Source organism: Burkholderia sp. RF2-non_BP3 (assembly GCF_001522185.1).
Classification (GTDB): domain Bacteria; phylum Pseudomonadota; class Gammaproteobacteria; order Burkholderiales; family Burkholderiaceae; genus Burkholderia; species Burkholderia diffusa.
On sequence record NZ_LOSU01000028.1, the window covers coordinates 154,911 to 175,825 of the forward strand.

19 protein-coding genes and 1 pseudogene are annotated in these 20,915 nt (G+C 69.3%); 9 read left to right on the forward strand and 11 right to left on the reverse strand.

Going from position 1 to position 20,915, the window contains the following annotated elements:
- Positions 1–38: 38 nt before the first annotated feature.
- Positions 39–1,271, reverse strand: a complete 1,233-nt coding sequence (locus WS45_RS11220; protein ID WP_059699858.1) for an MFS transporter — start codon at positions 1,269–1,271, stop codon at positions 39–41.
- Positions 1,272–1,427: 156 nt separating this feature from the next.
- On the opposite strand from WS45_RS11220, the gene WS45_RS11225 reads away from it, so the two are divergent.
- On the forward strand, positions 1,428–1,898 hold the full coding sequence (locus WS45_RS11225; RefSeq protein ID WP_059700562.1) for a winged helix-turn-helix transcriptional regulator: 471 nt from the start codon (positions 1,428–1,430) through the stop codon (positions 1,896–1,898).
- A gap of 4 nt (positions 1,899–1,902) precedes the next feature.
- Here WS45_RS11225 and WS45_RS11230 read toward each other — a convergent pair whose 3' ends face one another.
- Both WS45_RS11230 and WS45_RS11235 read right to left on the reverse strand, forming a co-directional pair.
- Entirely contained in the window at positions 1,903–2,670 is a 768-nt protein-coding gene (locus WS45_RS11230) for an AraC family transcriptional regulator (RefSeq protein WP_059699860.1), read from the reverse strand.
- Positions 2,671–2,696: 26 nt separating this feature from the next.
- Entirely contained in the window at positions 2,697–3,038 is a 342-nt protein-coding gene (locus WS45_RS11235) for an FKBP-type peptidyl-prolyl cis-trans isomerase (RefSeq protein WP_059531564.1), read from the reverse strand.
- Between the two features lie 581 nt (positions 3,039–3,619).
- Between WS45_RS11235 and WS45_RS11240 the strand changes: the two genes are divergently transcribed.
- Both WS45_RS11240 and WS45_RS11245 read left to right on the forward strand, forming a co-directional pair.
- Positions 3,620–4,537, forward strand: coding sequence for a metal-dependent hydrolase (locus WS45_RS11240; RefSeq protein WP_059699862.1), 918 nt, complete (start codon positions 3,620–3,622; stop codon positions 4,535–4,537).
- Between the two features lie 438 nt (positions 4,538–4,975).
- A complete protein-coding gene (locus WS45_RS11245) occupies positions 4,976–6,448 on the forward strand; it encodes a sigma-54 dependent transcriptional regulator (protein ID WP_059531561.1) in 1,473 nt (490 codons plus the stop codon).
- Positions 6,449–7,426: 978 nt separating this feature from the next.
- Here WS45_RS11245 and WS45_RS11250 read toward each other — a convergent pair.
- Positions 7,427–8,209, reverse strand: a complete 783-nt coding sequence (locus tag WS45_RS11250) for an ABC transporter substrate-binding protein (RefSeq protein ID WP_059689542.1) — start codon at positions 8,207–8,209, stop codon at positions 7,427–7,429.
- A 234-nt stretch (positions 8,210–8,443) separates the two neighbouring features.
- Between WS45_RS11250 and WS45_RS11255 the strand changes: the two genes are divergently transcribed.
- Both WS45_RS11255 and WS45_RS11260 read left to right on the forward strand, forming a co-directional pair.
- On the forward strand, positions 8,444–8,863 hold the full coding sequence (locus tag WS45_RS11255) for an MbcA/ParS/Xre antitoxin family protein (protein ID WP_059531557.1): 420 nt from the start codon (positions 8,444–8,446) through the stop codon (positions 8,861–8,863).
- A 2-nt stretch (positions 8,864–8,865) separates the two neighbouring features.
- Positions 8,866–9,564, forward strand: coding sequence for an RES family NAD+ phosphorylase (locus tag WS45_RS11260; RefSeq protein ID WP_059700563.1), 699 nt, complete (start codon positions 8,866–8,868; stop codon positions 9,562–9,564).
- 88 nt (positions 9,565–9,652) lie between these two features.
- Here WS45_RS11260 and WS45_RS11265 read toward each other — a convergent pair whose 3' ends face one another.
- The gene (locus tag WS45_RS11265) at positions 9,653–10,378 is read right to left on the reverse strand and encodes a metallophosphoesterase (protein ID WP_059531552.1); all 726 of its coding nucleotides are present in this window, start codon (positions 10,376–10,378) and stop codon (positions 9,653–9,655) included.
- Between the two features lie 136 nt (positions 10,379–10,514).
- On the opposite strand from WS45_RS11265, the gene WS45_RS11270 reads away from it, so the two are divergent.
- Complete coding sequence (locus WS45_RS11270; protein ID WP_059699864.1) at positions 10,515–11,168, forward strand: DUF1345 domain-containing protein; 654 nt, start codon at positions 10,515–10,517, stop codon at positions 11,166–11,168.
- A gap of 54 nt (positions 11,169–11,222) precedes the next feature.
- Here the strand turns inward: WS45_RS11270 and WS45_RS11275 are convergent.
- Positions 11,223–11,935: pseudogene (locus tag WS45_RS11275) on the reverse strand (class I SAM-dependent methyltransferase).
- 302 nt (positions 11,936–12,237) lie between these two features.
- On the opposite strand from WS45_RS11275, the gene WS45_RS11280 reads away from it, so the two are divergent.
- Positions 12,238–13,887, forward strand: coding sequence for a DUF3459 domain-containing protein (locus WS45_RS11280; protein WP_059700564.1), 1,650 nt, complete (start codon positions 12,238–12,240; stop codon positions 13,885–13,887).
- Positions 13,888–13,924: 37 nt separating this feature from the next.
- Here the strand turns inward: WS45_RS11280 and WS45_RS11285 are convergent, their stop codons facing one another.
- The 5 genes from WS45_RS11285 to WS45_RS11305 all read right to left on the reverse strand — a co-directional run bounded on the left by WS45_RS11285 (position 13,925) and on the right by WS45_RS11305 (position 18,623).
- Complete coding sequence (locus WS45_RS11285) at positions 13,925–14,509, reverse strand: thiamine phosphate synthase (RefSeq protein ID WP_059699866.1); 585 nt, start codon at positions 14,507–14,509, stop codon at positions 13,925–13,927.
- A gap of 28 nt (positions 14,510–14,537) precedes the next feature.
- Positions 14,538–15,878 (reverse strand): hemolysin family protein, encoded by a 1,341-nt coding sequence (locus WS45_RS11290; RefSeq protein ID WP_059689595.1) that lies wholly within the window; start codon positions 15,876–15,878, stop codon positions 14,538–14,540.
- 75 nt (positions 15,879–15,953) lie between these two features.
- A complete protein-coding gene (locus WS45_RS11295) occupies positions 15,954–16,733 on the reverse strand; it encodes a sensor histidine kinase (protein ID WP_059699869.1) in 780 nt (259 codons plus the stop codon).
- A 67-nt stretch (positions 16,734–16,800) separates the two neighbouring features.
- On the reverse strand, positions 16,801–17,724 hold the full coding sequence (locus WS45_RS11300; protein WP_059689599.1) for a DMT family transporter: 924 nt from the start codon (positions 17,722–17,724) through the stop codon (positions 16,801–16,803).
- 41 nt (positions 17,725–17,765) lie between these two features.
- Positions 17,766–18,623 (reverse strand): LysR family transcriptional regulator, encoded by an 858-nt coding sequence (locus WS45_RS11305; protein WP_059689601.1) that lies wholly within the window; start codon positions 18,621–18,623, stop codon positions 17,766–17,768.
- A 108-nt stretch (positions 18,624–18,731) separates the two neighbouring features.
- Here WS45_RS11305 and WS45_RS11310 point away from each other — a divergent pair, with 108 nt between their 5' ends.
- Together WS45_RS11310 and WS45_RS11315 are read left to right on the forward strand one after the other, a co-directional pair.
- Positions 18,732–19,115 carry a tautomerase family protein gene (locus tag WS45_RS11310; protein WP_059531531.1) on the forward strand — a complete coding sequence of 128 codons (384 nt, stop codon included), beginning with the start codon at positions 18,732–18,734 and terminating at the stop codon, positions 19,113–19,115.
- A gap of 139 nt (positions 19,116–19,254) precedes the next feature.
- Entirely contained in the window at positions 19,255–20,883 is a 1,629-nt protein-coding gene (locus WS45_RS11315) for a CHAD domain-containing protein (RefSeq protein ID WP_059699871.1), read from the forward strand.
- The last annotated feature ends 32 nt before the right edge of the window (positions 20,884–20,915 follow it).

Here is a 20,915-nt window from a genome sequence, read left to right on the forward strand (position 1 = left end):
AGGCACGCCGCGCTCCGTGCTCGACACGTCGCCACGCGTCATGCACGCCTGAGCGTCACGGCCCAGACGGCGAATGCAACCACGCTGACCGCCGCGCCGAGCCCGCAGACGCCGATCCATCCGGCGTGCGCATACATCATCGTCGACGCAATCGCGCCGAGCCCGCTGCCGACCGAATAGAACAGCATGTAGCAACCGACGAGGCGGGCATGCGCATCGGGCCGCGCGCCGAGGATCATGCTCTGGTTCACGACGTGGACGGCCTGCCCGCCGACGTCGAGCAGCACGATGCCGACGACCAGCAGCGCGATCGACGTACCGGCGAACGCGAGCGGCAGCCACGAGAGCGCGAGCAGCGCGAGCGCGGCGCCGGTCGTGGCTTCGCCGAGGCCGCGATCCGCGAGCCGGCCCGCGCGCGCGGCGGCGGCCGCACCCAGCGCGCCGACCAGACCGAATGCGCCGATCTGCGTATGCGACATCGCATGCGGCGGCGCGCTCAGCGGCAGCACGAGCGCGCTCCAGAAGATGCTGAACGCCGCGAACATCAGCAGTGCGATTGACCCGCGCACACGCAGCACGCGCTCGTTGCGCAGCAGCGTGACCATCGAACCGAGCAGCGCCGCGTAGCCGATGCGCACGCGCGGCGCGCGGGCATCGGGCAACAGCCGCGCCAGCGCGACCAGCATCGCGATCGCGAGCGCGCCCGACACCAGATAAACCGCGCGCCAGCCGGCGACATCCGTGACGACACCGGCAAGCGAGCGCGCGGCGAGCAGGCCGACCACGACGCCGCCCTGCGCCGCGCCGACCACGCGGCCGCGCTCACCGGCGCCCGCAAGCGCGGCAGAGCAGGCGATCAGCCCTTGCGTCATCGCGGTGCCGAGCAGCCCGACCGCGACCATGCCCGCCAGCAATGCGATGCGCGTCGACGAGGCGGCCACGCCGATGCATGCCGCCGTCAGCAGCAGAAGTTGAACGGCGATCAGGCGTTTGCGGTTCAGCAGGTCGCCGAGCGGCACGACGAACAGCAGCGCGAGCGCGCAGCCGAGCTGCGTCGCGGTGATGACGCCGCCGACCGCCGCCTGGGATACGCCGAAGTCATGTGCGATCGAGTCGAGCAGCGGCTGTGCGTAGTACACGTTCGCGACGCTCGCCGCGCAGCACACGGCCAGCAGCGCGACGAGCGCCGTCGGCACGCGTGACACGGCGCCCGGACGAGCGGCGCGTGACGTCGCGTTCGACGCGACCGTTCCTGAACAGGACGATTCCATGGGGGGCCTCACGCTCACTCAAGTAGTTGCAATGTGAAACCAGTGTGAGTGTAGGAAAAGTGGTTTTAAAATGCAACCTGTGTGACGGCGGGCGACGGGCCCGCGCACGGACGGCCGGCGGCCCGCGAAGGCGCCGGCGCGACAGCGGAGAGCAATATGGCCAGGCAGAAAAGTCTCGCGGATTCACCATGCGCGGTGGCACGGGCGACCGATATCGTCGGCGATCGCTGGGCGTTGCTGATCGTGCGCGACGCGTTCGACGGCGTGAGCCGGTTCGGCGATTTCCGTGCGAGCCTCGGCGTCGCGAGCAACATCCTGTCGGACCGGCTCAGGATGCTGGTGGACGCCGGCGTGTTCGAAGTCGTGCCCGCGTCGGACGGCAGCGCGTATCAGGAATACGCGTTGACGAAGAAGGGCGAGGGGTTGTTTCCGGTGATCGTGATGTTGCGGCAGTGGGGCGAGGCGAACCTGTTCGAGCGCGGCGAGCCGCATTCGGTGCTGGTCGAGCGCAAGACCGGCCGCGCGATCCGCAAGCTCGCGCTTCGGCACGACGACGGCCGGCCGCTGAAGGCGGTGGAGACGGTCGTGCGGAAAGTGGGCGACGAGGGGGGCGGGACGCGCGCGTGAGCGCTCAGTGCCGCTCGCCGCGCCAGCGCCCGGGCGCGACGCCGAAGCGCTTCGTGAAAGCGTGCGTGAAGGTGCTCTGGTCGGCGAAGCCGACCATGCCGGCGATGTCGACGAGCGGATGGCGGCCGTCCGCGAGCAGCACGACGGCGGCGTCGAGCCGCAGCCGCTGCAGGTAGCGATGCGGGGTTTCGCCGAACGCGTCGACGAACAGTTGATGAAAGCGGCGCATCCCGTAGCCGCAGTGCGCGGCGAGATCGGCGATGCGCAGCGGTTCCGCGAGCCGCGCGCGCAGCCAGCGGTCGATGCGCGCGAAATCCAGGCCCGCCGCGGGCGCGGCGAGGCCGGCATCGTCGAGCAGCGCGTCGCACAGTCGCGCGGCGGCCTGCCACTGGAAGCGATGCGCGCGCCGCGTGTCGCCGGCCGTCCCGCCGAGTTGCGCGGCCGCCGCCGCGACCTGCGCGACGAGCGACGTCAGCGCCGGGTTGATCGACACGGCACGCGCGCTGTCGAACAGCCGCCGCGGCACCGCGAGCGACGCGGCGGGCAAGTCGAGCACGAGCTGGCGATTGTCGCCGAGGCCCGCGTAATCGTGGCGCGCGCCGGCCGGAATCAGCCACGCCGCGTGCCGGTCGATGCACTGGCCGACGCCATCCACCGCCATCACCATCGCGCCGTCGACGCCGATCACGACCTGGTGAAAGTCGTGCACGTCGGATGCTTCGCACGTGTCGTAACGGCGCAGCGCGATGGCGGGAGACGGGATGCGTTCCATCGGAAGGACGTCGGCCGGCGGCGTCGTCAGATGGCGAGCAGTTCGACTTCGAACACGAGCGTCGCGTTCGGGGGGATCACGCCGCCTGCGCCGCGCGGGCCGTAGCCGAGTTGCGGCGGGATCGTCAGGCGACGCACGCCGCCGACCTTCATGCCCTGCACGCCTTCGTCCCAGCCCTTGATGACCATGCCGCCGCCGAGCACGAACGCGAACGGGTCGTTGCGGTCCTTGCTCGAGTCGAATTTCTGACCGTCGGTCAGCCAGCCCGTGTAGTGGACGCTGACGGTCTGGCCGGCTTGCGCCTGTGCGCCGGTGCCTTCGGTCAGGTCTTCGATTTTGAGGCCCGATGCGGTCGTGGTGACGGACATGACTTCTCCTGAAAAGGGGTTGGGTAAAACCGCTATTGTAGGCGAGCGGGGAGGGGGCTGCCGTACGCGGCGAGCGCCCGTCCGCGTGCCGATCGCGGGTTGGTCGCGGCGGTCTTCGCATAACCCGCCCGATACGCCAATGGAACGCGCGTTTGAATTTTTCGCGAGCCGGAGCGACGGGGTTGCACCACGCGAACGGGGCGCGCGTATGAATCGGCGCCACCCGGCTGCTCGGCGTCACGTCGAGCGCCACCGCGCGAGCCCGTGAAACGCCCGTCGCGCGGCGTTTTCGTGCCGATTTCGGCGCGTGCGCGCGCCGCCCGGCTGCCGGTCCCTTACCGGCATGCGCGTTCGAATCGCGGCACGCGCGAACGCCGCTCGAACGTCGCTTTTTCCGCGCTGCCGACCGTGCCCTGTTTGGAAGCGCGCGTCTACCGCGCGGCTTGCGCGCGGCGCCGGCCGGCGCCTATCTTTACAGTTATCGATGTCAAGATTTCGGCGTCGCGCGCAAGCCGCGCGGACCCGCGCCGACAAGGCCGCGACGGCTGCCGCGCCGCCCGAAAACCAGGAGAACGACGAACATGAAGTCAGCCGCTTCCGCCACCGCCGCCGAGGTGATGCCGGTGCGCCGCGACCTGCGCTTCGACCTGCCGGTCGAACGCGCGAAGGACTGGCATGGGCTCGGCCCGCACGTGACCCACTTCTTCAATGCGCTGTCGCTGCTGTTTCCGGCCGGCGAGCGCTTTTTCATGGATTCGGTGCGCAATTATCGCGACCGGATCGACGACCCGGTGCTCAAGCGGCAGGTGCTCGGCTTCATCGGCCAGGAGGCGATGCATACGCGCGAGCACGTCGAATACAACGAGCTGATGCAGGCCAACCGCCTGCCCGCGCGCAAGCTCGACAAGCGCGTGTGGACGGTGCTCGGCTTCGTGAAGCGCACGCTGCCGCATTCGGTGCAGCTCGCGCACACGGTCGCCGCCGAACACTACACGGCGATGCTGGCGGACTGGCTGCTGCGCGACCCGACGCGCCTGGACGGCTCGGTCGAAGGTTACCGGCAGATGTGGCTGTGGCATGCGCTCGAGGAAACCGAGCACAAGGCCGTGTCCTACGACGTGTGGAACGCCGTGATGAAGCCGGGCCCGCGCCGCTATCTGATCCGCGTCGGCGTGTACCTGGTGACGACGCTGACGTTCTGGCCGACCGTGTTCCTGATGCACGTGACGCTGCTGTCGCGCGATCGCGACATCAGGCATCGCGTGCGCGGCATGCTGCGCATGATGGCATTCCTGTACGGGCCGCGCCGCGGGCTGTTCCCGCGCATCGCGGGTGAATGGCTGAGCTTTTTCCGGCCGGGCTTCCATCCGTGGGACCACGACAACCGCCACCACCTCGCGCGCGTCGACGCGCTCGTCGCCGCCTACGGCGAACACGACGGCGCGTCGGCCGGCCGCGGCCGCGCCAACGCACTCGCGCCGCTCGCCTCGGGGCGCTGACGCCGCCGCGCCCCGCGGCACGTGTTGCGTTCGTGCATCAACCCCACTTCTTCCGACGATTGACTGGCGTCAAGCGGAAAACGGTTGCGCGAGCGGGCGCCGGTACGGCCGCCGCGGCCGCGCCGGCGCCTGCCGCCGGTCCGATTCCACGTGCCCGGCGTCGCGTGTCGCACCGGCGCGCCCGCACCGGCGCGGCTTCGCGCGCCCGCAACCCGTACGGCCGTGGCTTCGCACCCGCCGCGCCACCGGGATATCACCCATCTAGCCGCGCGTCGGCGGCACCGATATACCGTTCATGAAAGGATTCGCCCGGCGCGCGATTATTGCCCGGGGGGATTTTATTCGGACGGAAATGCGGCCAATATGTCGGTTCGATCGAGGTCCTTCGGATGCGGCGGCGAGCCGGCGCACGATACCAACGCCAAGCGGGGAACAACGATGGTTGCAAGGTCACCCGACGCAAGCGGGACGACGGCGTCCGAGATGCCGCTCGTGTCCGTTACCGCTCCCGAGGCCGGACGCAAGCTGTTCGTGATCATGCGTTCGCCGGACGAGCCGTTGCTGGCGCAACTGCGCGAGCTCGGCTGGGACATCTCCGTCGCGAAGACGGCCGGCGCCGCGCAGAACATGACGTCCGGCGTGAACGTCGCCGCCGGGCTCGTCGATTTCTCGGGCTTCACGTCGCGCGACTATCCCGCGCTGAAGGCGTGCCTCAGCCAGCCGGCGATCGGCTGGATTTCCGTCGCGCAGGCCGGCATCACGATCGGCGTTGCCGTGCGCGAGCTGATCCGCAGCTACTGTTTCGATTACGTGACGCTGCCGTTGCCGTACGAATGGATTTCGCACGTGCTCGGCCACGCGCGCGGGATGGCCGCGCTCGATCGCGTCGACGGCGCGGCGTACGCGGCGTCGATCGGCGAGCACGGGATGATCGGCAACTGCGAAGCGATGCAGCAGCTGTTCAGCACGATCCGCAAGGTCGCGAAAACGGACGCGAGCGTGTTCATCTCCGGCGAGTCGGGCACCGGCAAGGAGCTGACGGCGCTCGCGATCCACGAGCGCTCGGCGCGCGGCAAGGGGCCGTTCGTCGCGATCAACTGCGGCGCGATTCCGCATCACCTGCTGCAGTCGGAACTGTTCGGGTACGAGCGCGGCGCATTCACCGGGGCGAACCAGCGGCGCGCGGGCCGGATCGAATCCGCGAACGGCGGCACGCTGTTTCTCGACGAAATCGGCGACATGCCGGTCGAAAGCCAGGCGAGCCTGCTGCGCTTCCTGCAGGAAGGGAAGATCGAGCGCCTCGGCGGCCAGGAGTCGATTCCGGTCGACGTGCGGATCATCTCGGCGACGCACGTGGATCTCGACGGCGCGGTCGAAGCCGGACGCTTCCGCGCGGACCTCTATCACCGGCTCTGCGTGCTGCGCATTCACGAGCCGCCGCTGCGCGCGCGCGGCAAGGACATCGACATCCTCGCGCATTACGTGCTGCAGAAATACAAGGCCGACAGCGGCCGCAAGATCAGCGGCTTCACGTCGGCCGCGCTCGACGCGATGCGCCGCTACGAGTGGCCCGGCAACGTGCGCGAGCTGATCAACCGGGTGCGCCGCGCGATCGTGATGGCCGAGAGCCGGCTGCTGACGCCGCACGATCTCGGGCTCGATGTCCCGGGCGAAACGGAGCCCGTGACGCTCGAACAGGCGCGTTCGCTCGCCGAGCGCACCGCGATCGAAAACGCGTTGCTGCGCAACGATCACCGGATCAACAAGGCCGCCGCCGAACTCGGCATCTCGCGCGTCACGCTTTACCGGATGATGATCGAGCACGGGCTCAACGACCACGACAACAACGGCGACAACGGCGGAAAGGACGGCGCGCCGCCGGACGACGCCGACCATCAGCGAGTCGGCTGAACGGCGGCGGGAAGCGTTCGCGGTCGTCCCGTGCGCGGGCGGCCGGCGCCATGTAAAGCGCGTGAAACGTTTCCTGCCGGCGGCCGCCCGAATCGCCCCTGCAAACGCGCGCGGCGGCGTGCCGCCCGCGCCGGGAAAATTTTCCGGATCGTCCGCGCGCCTCGTCCGGCAAGGCGTCGCCGTCACACGGGCGCGCCCGCCTGCGCCCGCCATGTTTCAGTTTCGCAACGTCCTGCCTGCCCCGACCGTTCCGGCCGCGGGCTTGTCCGACGAAAGCCTTGTGCGGCCGGCCCGGAACGAAGCTGGCCCGCTCCTTGCGGCGTTTGAGGTGCGAAAGTCGACGACGTGGCGTCCGGCCGCTTCGGCAGCGAACCATGCGAGGGCCGGCAAGGACGCAGTCCGGGGGATGACCGGACGGACGGGCAGCACAGCCCTGCTCCGAACGGCATGGGCCGTCGTCGACGGATCGTCGGGGCGCCGGCATTGTCCGGTTGCCGGTACAAGCTACGGATCGAATACGGGGTAGAAAAATGACGAACGATCGCCACACGCCGCGGCCGGCAGGCCGCGATCGCAGTGATTCGACCCATCGCCGGTCGACCGCGCATCTTGCTGCCGGCCGGCATGCGTCGACAGGCCATCTCTCCGCGCCCGGTGCGAGGCGGATCCGGCTGATACCCGGTCATCCGCGCCGGGCCGGCGCTTTCTCGCTCGCCAACCCGATCCGCATGGGGATGTGCACGCGGGCACCGGTCCCCCGGCGCCCGATCTTCGCTTATTGACGACGTCGAGCGCCTGCGGTCGCCAGCGCAGGTGATCCGTTTGCAATGCGAATGACGTGCCGCGTCCGGATGCGCGATACGGACGACGAACCGGCGCGACGGCGAACGTCAGGGAGGCGTCGCCGTCCGGCGAGCAGGGGAGGGGCGGTCAGGCCGCGCGCGACGGGCATCGTACCCGTGCGCGCGCGGCACCGCTTCAGCCGCCGTAGATGTCGAAGTCGAAGTACTTCGACGCGAGCCGCTTGTACGTGCCGTCCTTGACCATGTCGAGGATCGCGCGATCGATCTTCGCCTTCAGGTCGGTGTCTTCCTTGCGCAGCCCGATGCCGGCGCCGATGCCGAGCACCTTCTCGTCGACGAGTTCGGGCCCGACGAACTGGTAGCCCGCGCCGCGCGGCGACTTCAGGAACCCGATCGCGGCCTGCACCTCGTCCTGCAATGCGGCATCGAGGCGGCCCGACGTCAGGTCCGCATATACGCCGTCCTGATTCTGGTACGACACGACGTTCGCACCCTGCTTCGCCCAGTAGGCCTTCGCATACGCTTCCTGCGTCGTGCCCTGTTCGACGCCGATCGACTTGCCCTTCAGCGATTCGGCCGTCGGCAGCAGCGGCGAGCCCTTCTTCACGACGAGCCGCGTCGGCTGGTTGTAGATCTTCGTCGTGAAGCCGATCTGTTCCGCGCGCTGCGGCGTGATCGACATCGACGACAGCACAGCGTCGAACTTCTTCGCCTTCAGCGCGGGAATCATCCCGTCGAAATCGTTCTCGAGCCACACGCACTTCGCCTTCAGCCGCGTGCAGATCTCGTTGCCGAGGTCGATGTCGAAGCCGACGAGCTTGCCGTCGGGCGCCTTCGATTCGAACGGCGCGTAGCTGGCGTCGGTGCCGAAGCGCAGCGTGGTCCAGTCCTTCGCGACGGCGGGGCCTGCCGATACCGCGAGCAGGGCGATCGAAACGGCGGCAATCAGTCTCTTCATGGTGGTTCCTTGGCGTGGTCTATCCGGTTCTGGGCGACACGGTTGCTGCGGGGACGCACCGCGTCCCCGGTGCGCCGTCCGCACGGTCATTAACGCAGAAAATAAAATCGCAGTCCAGAATGGACAAAAAATATCGATCCTTCGGACGGAATACCGACGCGGTGGGGGACGACCCTTGCAAAAATACGAAAATGGACTAATCTTGTTAGTAAATTCGTTTCGAGACTAACGATCATGTCACAGCCCGCCTTCGATCCGCATTCCGCCCCGCGGCAGGCCTCGGTCGCGCAGATGTCGGCGGCCGGCCTGCGCGCATTCTTCAACATCGCGCGCGACTGGGAGCTGACGATCGACGAGCAGATCGTGCTGCTCGGGTCGCCCGGCCGCTCGACGTTCTTCAAGTGGAAGGCCGCGCCGGAATCGGCGCGCCTGCCGCGCGATACGCTCGAGCGGCTATCGCTGCTGCTCGGCATCTACAAGGCGCTGCAGATCCTGCTGCCGCAGCCGGCCGCGGCCGACACCTGGGTCAAGCGGCCCAACGACGCCGCGCCGTTCGGCGGCAAGCGCGCGCTCGACCGCATGCTCGCCGGCAACGTCGGCGACCTGGTGGCCGTGCGTCAATATCTCGACGCGATGCGGGGTGGCTGGGCGTGACGATGCCGATCGAAGCAGTCCAACACTGGCCCACGACCGTCGTCGACTGGGCACCTGCCTATCGCGTGATTCCCACCCGTTTTCCGGCCATCAATCTGTTCGACCGCGTCGCGTCCGCCGAGGATTTCGACGCGCTGTATGCGCTCGAATCGCTGGCCAACGACCGCATCCGCAACGAAGTCGGCACGCTCGAACTCGTGCCGCCGGCCGAGCGTCGCTACGGCCAGGGATGGGGGCCGATCATGGCCGCGTTCACGCACCTGAATCCGCAGGGCAGCCGCTTTTCCGACGGCAGCTACGGCGTGTTCTACTGCGGGCGGTCGCGCGATACGGCGATCGCCGAGACGCGCTATCACAGCGGGCTGTTCCTGGCCGCGACGAAGGAGGCGCCGATGCGCCAGCAGATGCGGCTGTACACGGTGTACGCGCAGGGCGACGTCGCCGACGTGCGCACGTGGCCGCAGCGCAGCCCGGGCCTGCTCGATCCGCTCGACTACAGCGCCGGGCAGGCGTTCGGCCGTGCAGTGCGCAGCGCGGGCGGCGCGGGGATCGTCTATCCGTCGGTGCGCGACCCGCGCGGCGAGTGTCTCGCGGCGTTCCGCACGACGGTGCTGCGCGACTGCCATCACGCGGCATATCTCGAATACAACTGGAACGGTTCCGCGATCGATGCGGTGTTCGAATTGAACCAGGTCGGTTAGCTCGCGCGGTGCTCGCGAACGCAAACGCGTGCGCGTGGGGCACGCCATGAACGCTGCGGGCCTCAGGTCCGTTATCGGCGTGAAGGCCTCAAGGCAGCGGCAGGTCGCCCGCGTGACGTGCGCGCGCGTCGGCCTGGGTGAGCGACCATGTCTCGCCCGTGCGCGGCTCGACGATCGTCAGGCGTCCGGACGGTGCGAACGCGCCGGTGTCGATGAACCATTGCGCGCCGATGCGCTGCGGCGCGCGCACAGGCGTGTGGCCGGTGCAGGTCAGCGACAGGCCGGCCTGCCGGGCCGGGTCGGCGAGCCCCTGCACCAGGTCGCGCCCCCAGATCAGCCGCTCGCGCACGTCGGGCGAATAGCTGCCCGCGTCGAGTTCGGCGTCCGGGCCGAAGAATTCCGCATGCAGCACGTTGAAGCGCGCGGGGCCGTCGCCGATCACGCGCACGAGCGGCAGCGCGTCGACGCGTGCCGCGTGAGCGTGCAGCCGTTCCGGCGGAAGATCGGCGCCCCAGTCGCCGCCGATTCCGCGCCACGCGTCGGGCGACAGCTTGCCGCGCGACACGAGGCTCAGCACTTCTTCGTGATTGCCGCGCACCACGTGGCACCACGGGCGGTCGAGCAGCTCGAGCGCGGTTTCGGAGGCGGGGCCGCGATCGACGAGATCGCCGACCGAAAACAGCCGGTCGCGAGCTGGGTCGAAGCCGATGTCGTGCAGCAGCGCGCGCAGCACATCCACGCAACCGTGCAGATCGCCGACGACGAAGTCGCGGCCGGCCGCGTTCGCGGGATGATGGCAGAGGACGGGAGTCATCCCGATATCTTAGGCGCTCACGCCCATCGCAACGTCATGCAGGAATGGCGATAATCGGGGCGGTACCGCCCGGCGCGGCGCAGCGGGTCGCTCGCACGCCGGCCGAATCCTTTCCATCCGCTTTCGGAATCGTACGATGACGCTTTATCCGCAGGTGTTACGCAATCGGCCGCGCATGGTCGCCGCCCTCGCCGCGGGCGTGCTGTGCGCGGTGCTGCTGCCGTTGCAGTTGAGGCCGACCGCGCGCGCGCTGATCGGCTGGGATTGCACGATCTGGCTGTATCTCGTGCTGATGTGGGTGCGCATGGTCACCGCGCATCATCATCAGGTGCGCGAGATCGCGATCCGCGAGGACGAGAACGCGACGACCGTGCTGACGGTCATCTGCATCGCGACGGTCGCGAGCATCGCCGCGATCGCGATCGAACTCGCCACCGCGAAGAACGTCGGCTTTCGTGCCGGGCTCGGCCATTACGCGGTCACGGGCGCGACGCTGTTCGGCGCATGGTTCCTGATTCCGACGATCTTCACGCTGCACTATGCGCGGCTCTATTACGGCTCGCCGAGCAGCGATCGCGCACTGCGGTTTCCCGACCGCAACCCCGAGCCCGATTACTGGGATTTCCTCTATTTCGCGTTTACGCTCGCGGTCGCGTCGCAGACGGCCGACGTGTCGCTCGCGAACCGCTCCGCTCGGCGCGCGGTGCTCGCGCAGTCGATCCTGTCGTTCTACTTCAACATGGCCGTGCTCGGGCTGTCGATCAACGTCGCGGCAGGGTTGTTGAGCTGACGCGGGTGACTCGAGCGGCTCGTGGAGACCGCCGCTTCACGCCGTTTCGCGTTGTCACGCGCCGCGCCGCACCGCGATCCACGCCCCCCAGAACAGGCTCGAGAAAAAGCGCAGCGGCGCATCGAAGCCCGCATCGTGCAGCAACGCGAACACGGCTTCCTCGGCAACCGGCGGGTCGGGGCGCCCTGCAGGATTTTCGCAAGCTGCGCACGCACGGCGTCGGGCGTCGCGCCCTTCATCCGCCAGCGCTGCTGCCACGCGTCGAGCAGGCGAGGGTGGTCCGCGTAGCGGCGATAGTTGCCCGCGATCACGAGCGGCGCGCCGGGCTTCAGGTGGCGCGCGATCGCGTCCAGCAGCGCGGCCTTCGCCGCGTCGCCGGGGACGTGATGCAGCACGCCGATCAACGTCGCGCCGTCGAAGGCGGGCGCATCGGGCAGCGCGTCGACGCCGGCCTCGACGAATTGCGTGCGGGCGGCGAAACCCGCCGCTTCGACGTTGGCACGCGCGAGCGCGAGCATCGGCGCGGACGGATCGACGGCCGTGAACTGCCAGCCGGGTTCCAGCGCCGCGGGTACGCAGATTTCCTGCCCGGTGCCGCCCGCACCCACGATGAGGAGCCGCGCCTCCGGCACGCCGATCGCCGATGCAAGCATGCACGCGGCGAGCTCGTGGCACGCGTCGTAGCCGGCGAGCGCGATGCGGGATTGTTCGGCGTATTCGTGCGCGCGTACCGGATCGAACTTCGCGGCGCTGGCGGGGAGCGACATGGCGGATTCCTCGGGTTCGGGCGCGGACGGGGTGCCCACGCGCATCGCACGGAGGGTAAGCGCGGGCCGGCCGCGCAACAAGGCGAGCGGACATTCCGGTATGCGGACTACCCGATTCGGCGCGCGATACGCGCAAACATTGGCGGGGTCGATTCGCATTTAAAAATGTGAGGATTCGATGCATCGCGGCCGTGAAACCGGCGCATACTTTTCTCCCCCCCTGCCTGGCCGTCGCATGCCGGGCCACGATGCGCCGCGCCGACCGCGCGGCCATGCCGCTCGGCACGCACGAGGAGCGCATGATGTCAGATTGTCCGCACGATCCGTATGCGCAGCACTACATTCACTGCCTGCCGTCCGGCGCGCAGCCCTGCGGCGCGCTCGGCACGTCGCCGCGCACGCATTTCCGCGTGTGGGCGCCGGGCAGCACGCATGTCCAGCTCGAACTCGATACCGGCATGGGCCCGACGCTCGTTCCGATGACGGCGGCCGGTCCGCACTGGTTCGAAGCGTTCGTCGAATGCGGTGCGGGCGCGCGTTACCGTTATCGGCTCGACGACGTCACGTCGATTCCCGATCCCGCGTCGCGTTCGCAACCCGACGGGCTCAACGGCCCGAGCGAGGTCGTCGATCCGCGCGCGTTCACGTGGCGCAACACGTTCTGGCGCGGACGGGCGTGGGAAGACATTGCGCTGTACGCAATTCGTCCGCACGCGGTGGGCGGCTTCGACGGCGTGCGCCGCCGGTTGCCTCAGCTTGCCCGTCTCGGCGTGACCGCGCTGGAGTTGCTCGCGTCGCCGCACGACAGCCTGCCGTTCGCGCCGCTCGCGTCGGAGGGCGGCCCCGACGGACTGAAGGCGCTGATCGACGATGCGCACGGCTACGGCCTCGCGGTGCTGCTGGAACTCGACTACGCGCGCTTCGGCAGCGGCACCGACGCGCTGCGTCATTACGCGGCGCCGTTCTTCCACACGCGTGACGATCCGCTGCAGGTGCCGCCGCTCGCGCTCGATCATCCGGAGGTGTGCGACTTCTTCTGCGACAACGCGCTGTACTGGATCGACGAATACCGTTGCGATGGCTTGCGGCTGCGCGAGGCCGACCGGATCGGCACGTCGTGGCTGCGCGAGATCGCCGACCGCGTGCGTGCGGCCGTGCCGGCCGACCGGATGATCCATCTCGTGCTCGGCAGCGAGCGTCATCCGGTGCATCTGGCCGACACGCATTTCGATGCACAGTGGAACGGTTGCGGAGAACGCGCGCTGCATCGGCTGACGGGGCGCGACGTGTCGGCGCACGAAGGGATTTCGCCTCACCAGTCGATCCATACACTTGCGCGCGCGCTGACCGCGGCAGGCGCGGCATTCCAGCCGGCCACGGCGGGCGAGGGTCCATGCGCCGAAGGGTTGTCGCTCACGTCGCTGGTGCTGTCCGATGGCGCATGGCGCGAGAGCGAGCATGGCGATCATGAGCAGACGCCCGGCCTCGCGGCGCTTGCGCTGTCGCTGCTCACGCCGCAGATCCCGCTGATCTTCGACGAAACCGCGCGCGATGTCGATCGTGCGCATTTCGTGCAGTCGGCGCTCGCGGTGCGCGCGAAGCTGATTGCGCCGCGGCTGACCGATTGCCGGCCGCAGGACGCGCATGCGCTGAAGGCGAGCGGTGACGGCGACGCCGATGCGCTGCTCGCATCGTGGTGGCTCGCCGATGACGAGACGTTGACGATCGCATTGAACCTGTCGCCCGACGCGGTGCCGTTCGATGCGCCGAGCGGGCAGGTCGTGTTCGAGACGCCGGCACGCGCACGCGACCGGGTCGATGAAGGGGAGTTGCCGCCGTATTCGCTCGTTGCGTGGCTGACGGGTGACGTCAACCGCTACGCGTTGACGCACGACGTGCGCCGGATCGACGACAGCGCACGGCGCGCAATGCGTCCCGTTCCGGGCGCATGATGTCCGGACTGCCGGGCGCTAGCGCGCCCGGCCGCACTTACCAGAAGCCGCGAATGCCCGCGACGCCGTATGCGCCGTGGCGGCGCGCGTCGTCGAGATCCGCGCGTGTCATGCCGCCGAGCGCATAGACCGGCATCGCGGCCTGCGCGGCCAATGCGGCGAATCGCGTCCAGCCGAGCGTCGGCGCGCCGGGATGGCTGAGCGTCGGCAACACGGGCGACAGCGTGACGAAATCCGCGCCCGCGCGCGCGGCCAGCACGAGATCGTCGGCCGCGTGGCATGCGGCCGACATGCGGCGCGCGGCCGGCAGCGGCCGTTGCGCGACGGCGCGCAGGGCGGCGCCGTCGAGGTGCCAGCCCGCGCCGTCGAGCTGCATCACGCCGGCCGCATCGATCGGTCCGTTGAGCATCAGTTGCGCGCCGGCCGCGTCGCAGCGCGCGAGCGCATCGGCGGCCAGCCGCGCGAACGCGTCCGCATCGAACGACTTCACGCGCAACTGCACGAGCGTCTCGCCGCGCGCGAGCACGGCGGACAACCTGTCGAGGAATGCGCGGCAATCGGCGGCCGACGCGGACGTCGGCTCCGGCGTGATCACGCAGCAGCGCGGCAGCGTCGGCGTCATCGCGTGCGGCGACGACAGCGAGAGGCCATCATTCGTCGGCCTCCTTCGCGATCTTCGGATAGACGCGCACCAGCACGATGCGCGGCCCGTTCATCTTCTTCACGACGACGTCGAAGCGATCGAACGACACACGCTGCCCTTCGGTCGGCAAATCGCTGAGCGCCTGGATCACGAGGCCGCCGACCGATTCCGCGCGCCCTTCGTCGATGTCGATGCCGAGCGCCTGCTCGAGCGACACGACGGGCAGGCTGCCCTTGCCCATCAGCGTGCCGTCGTCGAGGCGGCTCCAGTCCGCATCGCCCTGGCGGAACTCGTCGTGGATCTGGCCGACCAGCGCGCCGAGCAGGTTGTCGAGCGTCAGGAAGCCGATCGGCTTCTCGCCCTTGTTGCCGACCAGCGCGAAGTGCGGCGCGCCCTTGCGGAAGCGGCGGAACAGTTCCAGCGCGGGCATGTCGGGCTTCACGTACTGCACCGGGCGCACGTAGTCGGACAGATCCTCGAGCGCCGCACCGGCATGACGCGCGAGCAGCAGGTCCTTCAGGTGGATCAGCCCGCTCACCTGTTCGCGCGACGCATCCTCGAACAGCGGATAGCGGCTGAAGCGGTGCCGCGCGACGATCTCCATGTTGTCGGGCAGCGGCAGGTCGCGGCGCAGGCCGATCATTTCATGTGCCGGCCGCATCAGGTCCGACACCGTCATCGACGAGAAATCGAGCGAATGCGCGAGCGTGTTCCACTCATCGTTGGTGTACGTGCCGCGGGCCGGCTGGGCCGCGTTGCCCGCGCTGCGGCGGCTGCGCAGGATCAGCTTCAGTTCGTCGGTCGAGTAGTGCGCGTCGCCGCCGTGGTCGGCCGACAGGCCCGCGAGCCTCAGCACCGCGTTCGCGCTGCTGTTGAGCACCCAGATCGCCGGATACATCGCCCAGTAGAACGCGTAGAGCGGCAGCGCGACCCACAGGCCGACCTTTTCCGACTGGCGGATCGCCATCGATTTCGGTGCGAGCTCGCCGACCACGATGTGCAGGAACGAGATCAGCGAAAACGCGAACACGAGCGAGATCAAGTGCACGATGCGTTCGGACTGCACGCCGATCAGGTCGAGCAGCGGGCCGATCAGTTCCGCGAACGCCGGCTCGCCGACCCAGCCGAGGCCGAGCGACGCGAGCGTGATGCCGAGCTGGCAGGCGGACAGATACGCGTCGAGCCGGCCGTGCACGACGGCGAGGATGCGGCCGCGCAGGCCGTGCTTGCGGGCAAGTGTCTTGACGCGCGTCGCGCGCAGTTTGACGAGGCCGAATTCGGCCGCGACGAAAAACCCGTTCAGGGCCACCAGGAACAACGCGCCGATGAGCGCGAAGATCTGTAACAAAGAATCGCTCCAGTCATGACAGGCCCATCAGTATAGGGCCGGAAAGGGAAATGTAATGATTCGGGCGCCGATCGATTACACCGGCGCCTCGCAGGGGACGGAGAGCGAGAGGGTGACGGCGGAGCCGTCGGCGAACGGGGTGTGGGTGAAGGTACCGCCGTGCGCGAGCGCGACACGCTGGCACAACGCGAGCGTCCACGCGACGCGCTTCGCGTCGCGCGCGCGCAGCATCTCGCTGCGGGCGAACGGTTCGAATGCGTGCGGCAGCGCGGGATCGTCGAGGGCGTCGGCGCTCACGTCGCAGGTGACGTGCGCGATGCACAGCGCACCGTCGCGCGTGCATGTGAAGGTCACGCGACTGCCGGCGGCACTGGTTTCGACGGCCGTCGTCAGCATCGTCCAGAGCGCCTGAGCGATGCGTTCGCGATCGGCGCTCAGCGACGGTTCGCCGTCGGGCAGCGTCGCGTCGACGGTCACCTGCCGGGCGTCGGCGAGCGCGAAGCGCACCAGTGCGAGCGTGTCGTCGAGCAACGGGCGCAGCGCGAACGGCTGTACGGCGATCGCGAGCGTGCGCGTTGCCGCGCGCGGCGCGTCGAGCACGTCGTCGATCAGCGCGACCTGCTGGTCGATCCCCGCGCGGATGCCCGCGAGCGCGCGTTGCAGGTTCGGGTCGGCGCTGGCAAGCTGGCGCTCGAGCACGTACGCCCAGCTGTGCATCGCGTTCAACGGGCTGCGCAGGTCGTGCGATGCGGTGGACAGCGCCTGGTCGCGCAGGAACAGCGCGGCCTCGGCGGCATAGTGCGCTGCGCGTTCGCGCAGGAGGTCGGCGGCGGGATCGACGGGATGGGGCGTCACGGAGCTGGCCTGTCGGAAGCGGTTGGCATGAAAAACACGCGAACCGCCATTATAGGGATCGCGCGTGTCACGCCGGCAGCGCGTCCTCGTCCTTTTTCCGGGCGTCGCCGTTCGGCAGCAACTGGCACGCGAGCAGGCCGGCCAGCATCAGCGCGCAGCCGACCAGCGCGCGCAGCGTCAGCGTCTCGCCGAGCGCGGCCCAGCCCGCGATGGCCGCGAACACGCCTTCCATGCTGAAGATCACGGCCGCGTGCGCGGGCGCCGCATCGCGCTGCGCGACGACCTGCAACGTATAGCCGACGCCGACCGACAGCAGCCCGCCATACAGCAGCGTCGGCAGCGCGCTGCGCAGCATCGCGACGCTGACCGGCTCGATCACGAGGCCGACCGCGAGGCACAGCGCGCCGCACGCGACGAACTGCAGGAACGCGAGCACGAGCGGATCGTGCCGCTTCGCGAAATGGCCGACGGTCATCACGTGCGCGGCGATGATCACCGCGCCCACGAGCTGGAACCAGTCGCCGTAGAGCACCGAGAAATGCTCGTCGATGCTGAGGAAATACAGGCCGATCGCCGCGAGCAGCGCGCCGAACCACGTGCCGGCGCCGATCCGGTGGCGGACGAACACGCCCATCAGCGGCACGATCACGACGTACAGCGAGCTGATGAAGCCCGCGTTCGCGACCCGTGTGTACTGCAGGCCGAACTGCTGAAGCGAGATCGACACGGCGAGCAGCCCGCCGAGCGCGAGGCCCGGCGCGAGGAGCGCCGGCTCGCGCCGAATCGCCGCGAGCTGCGCGCGCGAGCCCGCGTTGAACGTCAGCAGCGGGATCAGAACAAGTGCGCCGAGCAGGAAGCGCAGCCCCGTAAACAGGAACGGCCCGATCACGTCGAGGCTCAGTCGTTGCGCGACGAACGCCGAGCCCCAGATCGCGGCGGCGGCGAGCATCAGCAGGTTGGCACGGAGGTGCTTGCGGGCTTCGGGCTTCATCGGAATTCTTCGGAAGATTGCGAACGGCGAAACCGCTCAGTTTACGCCGAGATTGCAAGGCTGTCGGAAAACCTTCGGAGTGCGGCTGCCGCGCGGGCGTCGCGCACGCGCGAATACAGCACGACCTGCGAGTGCGGCAGCGGCGGCAAGCCGAATTTCGCGCCGACGTCGACCAGCGTGCGCGGCGCGACGCGCCGGGCCAGCGGACAGACCGCGAGCCCGGCGGCGGCGGCGGCCGTGACCGCCGCGACGCCACCGCCCGTAAAGCGCTCGCGCCACGGGCGTCCGGCATGCTCGAGCGCGCGCAGCGCGGCGGCCCGCACGCCGCACGGCCCGGCCAGCACTGCGAGCGGCAGCGGCTCGCCGGCGCGCGGCGTCCAGTCGGGCGCGGCGAGCCACGCGAGCGGCTCGGTGAACAGCAGCGTGCCGTCGTCGCGCGGGGGATCCTCGCCCGGTTCGTGCCGCACGATCGCCGCATCGAGCCGCCTTTCGTCGTATTGCGCGAGCAGGCTCGCCGACATTCCCAGATGCATTTCCAGCGACAGCCCGGGATCCTGCCGGTGCAGGCTCGTCAGCACGGCCGGCAGGTCGGGCACCGCAACGTGCTCGCTGACGCCGAGCGACAGGCGATGCGTGCCGGCCGAAATCGCGCCGAGCGCCTGGTCGTGCGCGTCGAGCAGCGCGCGGGCGGCCGGCAGGAAGTTTTCGCCGTCAGCGGCCAGCTTGACGACGCGCGGCGTGCGCGCGAGCAGCGGCTTGCCGAGGTGCGCTTCGAGCCGTTTCAGCTTCAGGCTGACGGCCGATTGCGTGGTGCCGAGCGCGTCGGCGGCGCGCGTGAAGCTCGCGAGATCGGCGACCAGCACGAACGCGCGCACCGCATCGAGGTCGAGGACTTTCATTTCAGATGAAAATGAATAAAATATGGATTGATGACTGTTCATTATAGTTCTGCGCGCCTAATCTGGCGTGGCGTTTCCACTTTTCAACGTCACCGAAAGGAGCAGACCATGCCGTTCACCCGTATCGCAGTACGCGAAGGCAAACCCGCCGCCTACCGCGCGGCGCTCGTCGACGGCGTGCATCGCGCGCTGATGCACACGTTCAACGTGCCCGAGGACGACATCTTCATGGTCGTGACCGAGCATTCGGCCGAGAACTTCGTGTTCGGCCGCCATTACCTCGACATCGAACGCAGCGACGATCTCGTGATGATCCAGATCACGGCGAACAACACGCGCACGCTCGAGCAGAAGCAGGCGCTGTACCGGACCATCGCCGAAAACCTCGCGCGGCAGCCCGGCGTGCGGCCGCAGGACGTATTCATCAGTCTCGTCGAAGTGCTGAAGGAGGACTGGTCGTTCGGCAACGGCATCGCGCAATACGTCGTCTGATACGTCGTTTGACACGCGACAGGCGCGACAGGGCCAGATCGTTTCCCGCGCGTTTTCGCGGCGTGTACTATGGAAGCTGCTTCACGGGCGACGCCGGTGCGAAGGATGCGCCGGCGATTCTTCATGTGCAGGAGCCTCCATGTCGCGTGTGCTGGAAATCGTGTTGTGCCTGTCGCTGGAAGGTTGGCCGGTCAAGACGGGAAGCCGCGCCCGTGGCGAGCAGCGCGACTTCGGCGCCGAACTTGTCCGGGCGTGGCGGATCTGTCCGCAGGTGCGGATGCGGCGCGGCCAGGAGCGCGTGACGATCGAGCCGTGCCAGGTCGAGGAGGCCGAGCCGAACCCCGGCGAATGCTGGTGGACGTGGATCGAGTCGAACGCGCAGGGGCGGCGGGTCGTCGCGTCGCGCACGAAGGCATTCGCGCCCGGCGTCGTGGAGCGGGAGTTGTTCGATGCCGAGCATGCGGGCATCGTCGTGGCCGCGCCGGCGTCCGGGCCGATTGCCGATACGGAATCGGCGGAGGCCGCGGGCGACGGCGACCGCGTCGTGCCCGGCCACGTTGATGAAGCGGCGGTCGCCGCAGCGTCGGCGCCGGCGCGGCCGCGGCTCGTCAGCGAGCGGCGGCGCGGGCGCTGGGCGGACGACAGCGGCGTGGTGGTCGAGATGACGCTCGACGACGTCACGCTGCACGGCGGCACCGAACCGCCGCGCCGCCATGTCGAGCTGCGCCTCGCGGCGCCCGACTGGGAAACCGCCGCCGCACGCACGGCCGCGCTGCGCGCGCTGTTTGCCGCCGCGCGCGAGCTCAGCGGCGCATGGCCCGCGTTCGTGCAGCTGACCAGCGTGATCGATCGCGCGTGCGCGGGCGAGCCTGCCGTCGCCGGGCCGGTCAAGGCGCAACTCGTCGACCTCACCGGCATCCGCACGCAGCGGGCCGCGCTGTTCGCGCTGTCGGGCGACATCGCCGCGCAATGGCTCGGCAACGAGCGCGGCGTGCTCGACCGCGACGATCCCGAATTCGTGCATCAGATGCGCGTCGCGCTGCGGCGGCTGCGTACGCTGATGCGCTTCTTCCCGCGTTTCGCGGACGATCAATGGCAGAACACGTTCGGCGTCGACTTGCGCTGGCTTGCGGCCCTGCTCGGCACGGTGCGCGACTGGGACGTGTTCTCGACCGAGAGCCTGCCCGCGCTGATCGCGGCCGACGGCGGCAGCGCGGACTGGGATGGCACGCTCGACGCCGCGCGCGTACAGGCGCTGGCCGCGCGCGTCGAACTGCGCCAGGCGCTGCATTCGGCGCGCTATGCGCGACTGACGCTCGGCTGGCTCGAGTGGCTGTGCGGGCTCGCGCTGCCGCCGACCGACGCGGACGACACACCGTCGCTGCGGCGGCATGCAACCAAGCGCGTGCGGCGGCTGTTCGGTCACCTGTATGCATCGCCGTCGCTCACGTCGCTCGACACGGCCGCGCGGCACCAGGTGCGGATCGACGCAAAGCGGCTGCGCTATGCGCTCGAATTCTTCGCGTCGCTGGCCTCGCGCCGCACGCGCAACGAGACGGTCAAGACGCTCGCGCGCGTGCAGAGCGTGCTCGGCGAGGCGAACGACACGATCGTCGCGCTGCATCATCTCGAGCAACTGGCGGCGCCCGCTTACCAGCTGGGTTTCGTGCGCGGCTACGGTGCCGCGCTCGAGCAACGCGCGGCGAGGGACGCCGAGACGCTGCTCGCGAGCCTGCGTCCGCCGAAGCTGGACGGCAAGCCGCGCTGAGCATCGCGCGCTCACTATAATGGCCACCCGTT

Excerpts from the sequence above, each read along its gene's own strand:
- WS45_RS11220 (WP_059699858.1), bottom strand. The coding sequence starts at position 1,271 with ATGGAATCGTCCTGTTCAGGAACGGTCGCGTCGAACGCGACGTCACGC.
- WS45_RS11225 (WP_059700562.1), top strand. The coding sequence starts at position 1,428 with ATGGCCAGGCAGAAAAGTCTCGCGGATTCACCATGCGCGGTGGCACGG.
- WS45_RS11230 (WP_059699860.1), bottom strand. The coding sequence starts at position 2,670 with ATGGAACGCATCCCGTCTCCCGCCATCGCGCTGCGCCGTTACGACACG.
- WS45_RS11235 (WP_059531564.1), bottom strand. The coding sequence starts at position 3,038 with ATGTCCGTCACCACGACCGCATCGGGCCTCAAAATCGAAGACCTGACC.
- WS45_RS11240 (WP_059699862.1), top strand. The coding sequence starts at position 3,620 with ATGAAGTCAGCCGCTTCCGCCACCGCCGCCGAGGTGATGCCGGTGCGC.
- WS45_RS11245 (WP_059531561.1), top strand. The coding sequence starts at position 4,976 with ATGGTTGCAAGGTCACCCGACGCAAGCGGGACGACGGCGTCCGAGATG.
- WS45_RS11250 (WP_059689542.1), bottom strand. The coding sequence starts at position 8,209 with ATGAAGAGACTGATTGCCGCCGTTTCGATCGCCCTGCTCGCGGTATCG.
- WS45_RS11255 (WP_059531557.1), top strand. The coding sequence starts at position 8,444 with ATGTCACAGCCCGCCTTCGATCCGCATTCCGCCCCGCGGCAGGCCTCG.
- WS45_RS11260 (WP_059700563.1), top strand. The coding sequence starts at position 8,866 with ATGCCGATCGAAGCAGTCCAACACTGGCCCACGACCGTCGTCGACTGG.
- WS45_RS11265 (WP_059531552.1), bottom strand. The coding sequence starts at position 10,378 with ATGACTCCCGTCCTCTGCCATCATCCCGCGAACGCGGCCGGCCGCGAC.
- WS45_RS11270 (WP_059699864.1), top strand. The coding sequence starts at position 10,515 with ATGACGCTTTATCCGCAGGTGTTACGCAATCGGCCGCGCATGGTCGCC.
- WS45_RS11280 (WP_059700564.1), top strand. The coding sequence starts at position 12,238 with ATGTCAGATTGTCCGCACGATCCGTATGCGCAGCACTACATTCACTGC.
- WS45_RS11285 (WP_059699866.1), bottom strand. The coding sequence starts at position 14,509 with ATGACGCCGACGCTGCCGCGCTGCTGCGTGATCACGCCGGAGCCGACG.
- WS45_RS11300 (WP_059689599.1), bottom strand. The coding sequence starts at position 17,724 with ATGAAGCCCGAAGCCCGCAAGCACCTCCGTGCCAACCTGCTGATGCTC.
- WS45_RS11305 (WP_059689601.1), bottom strand. The coding sequence starts at position 18,623 with ATGAAAGTCCTCGACCTCGATGCGGTGCGCGCGTTCGTGCTGGTCGCC.
- WS45_RS11310 (WP_059531531.1), top strand. The coding sequence starts at position 18,732 with ATGCCGTTCACCCGTATCGCAGTACGCGAAGGCAAACCCGCCGCCTAC.
- WS45_RS11315 (WP_059699871.1), top strand. The coding sequence starts at position 19,255 with ATGTCGCGTGTGCTGGAAATCGTGTTGTGCCTGTCGCTGGAAGGTTGG.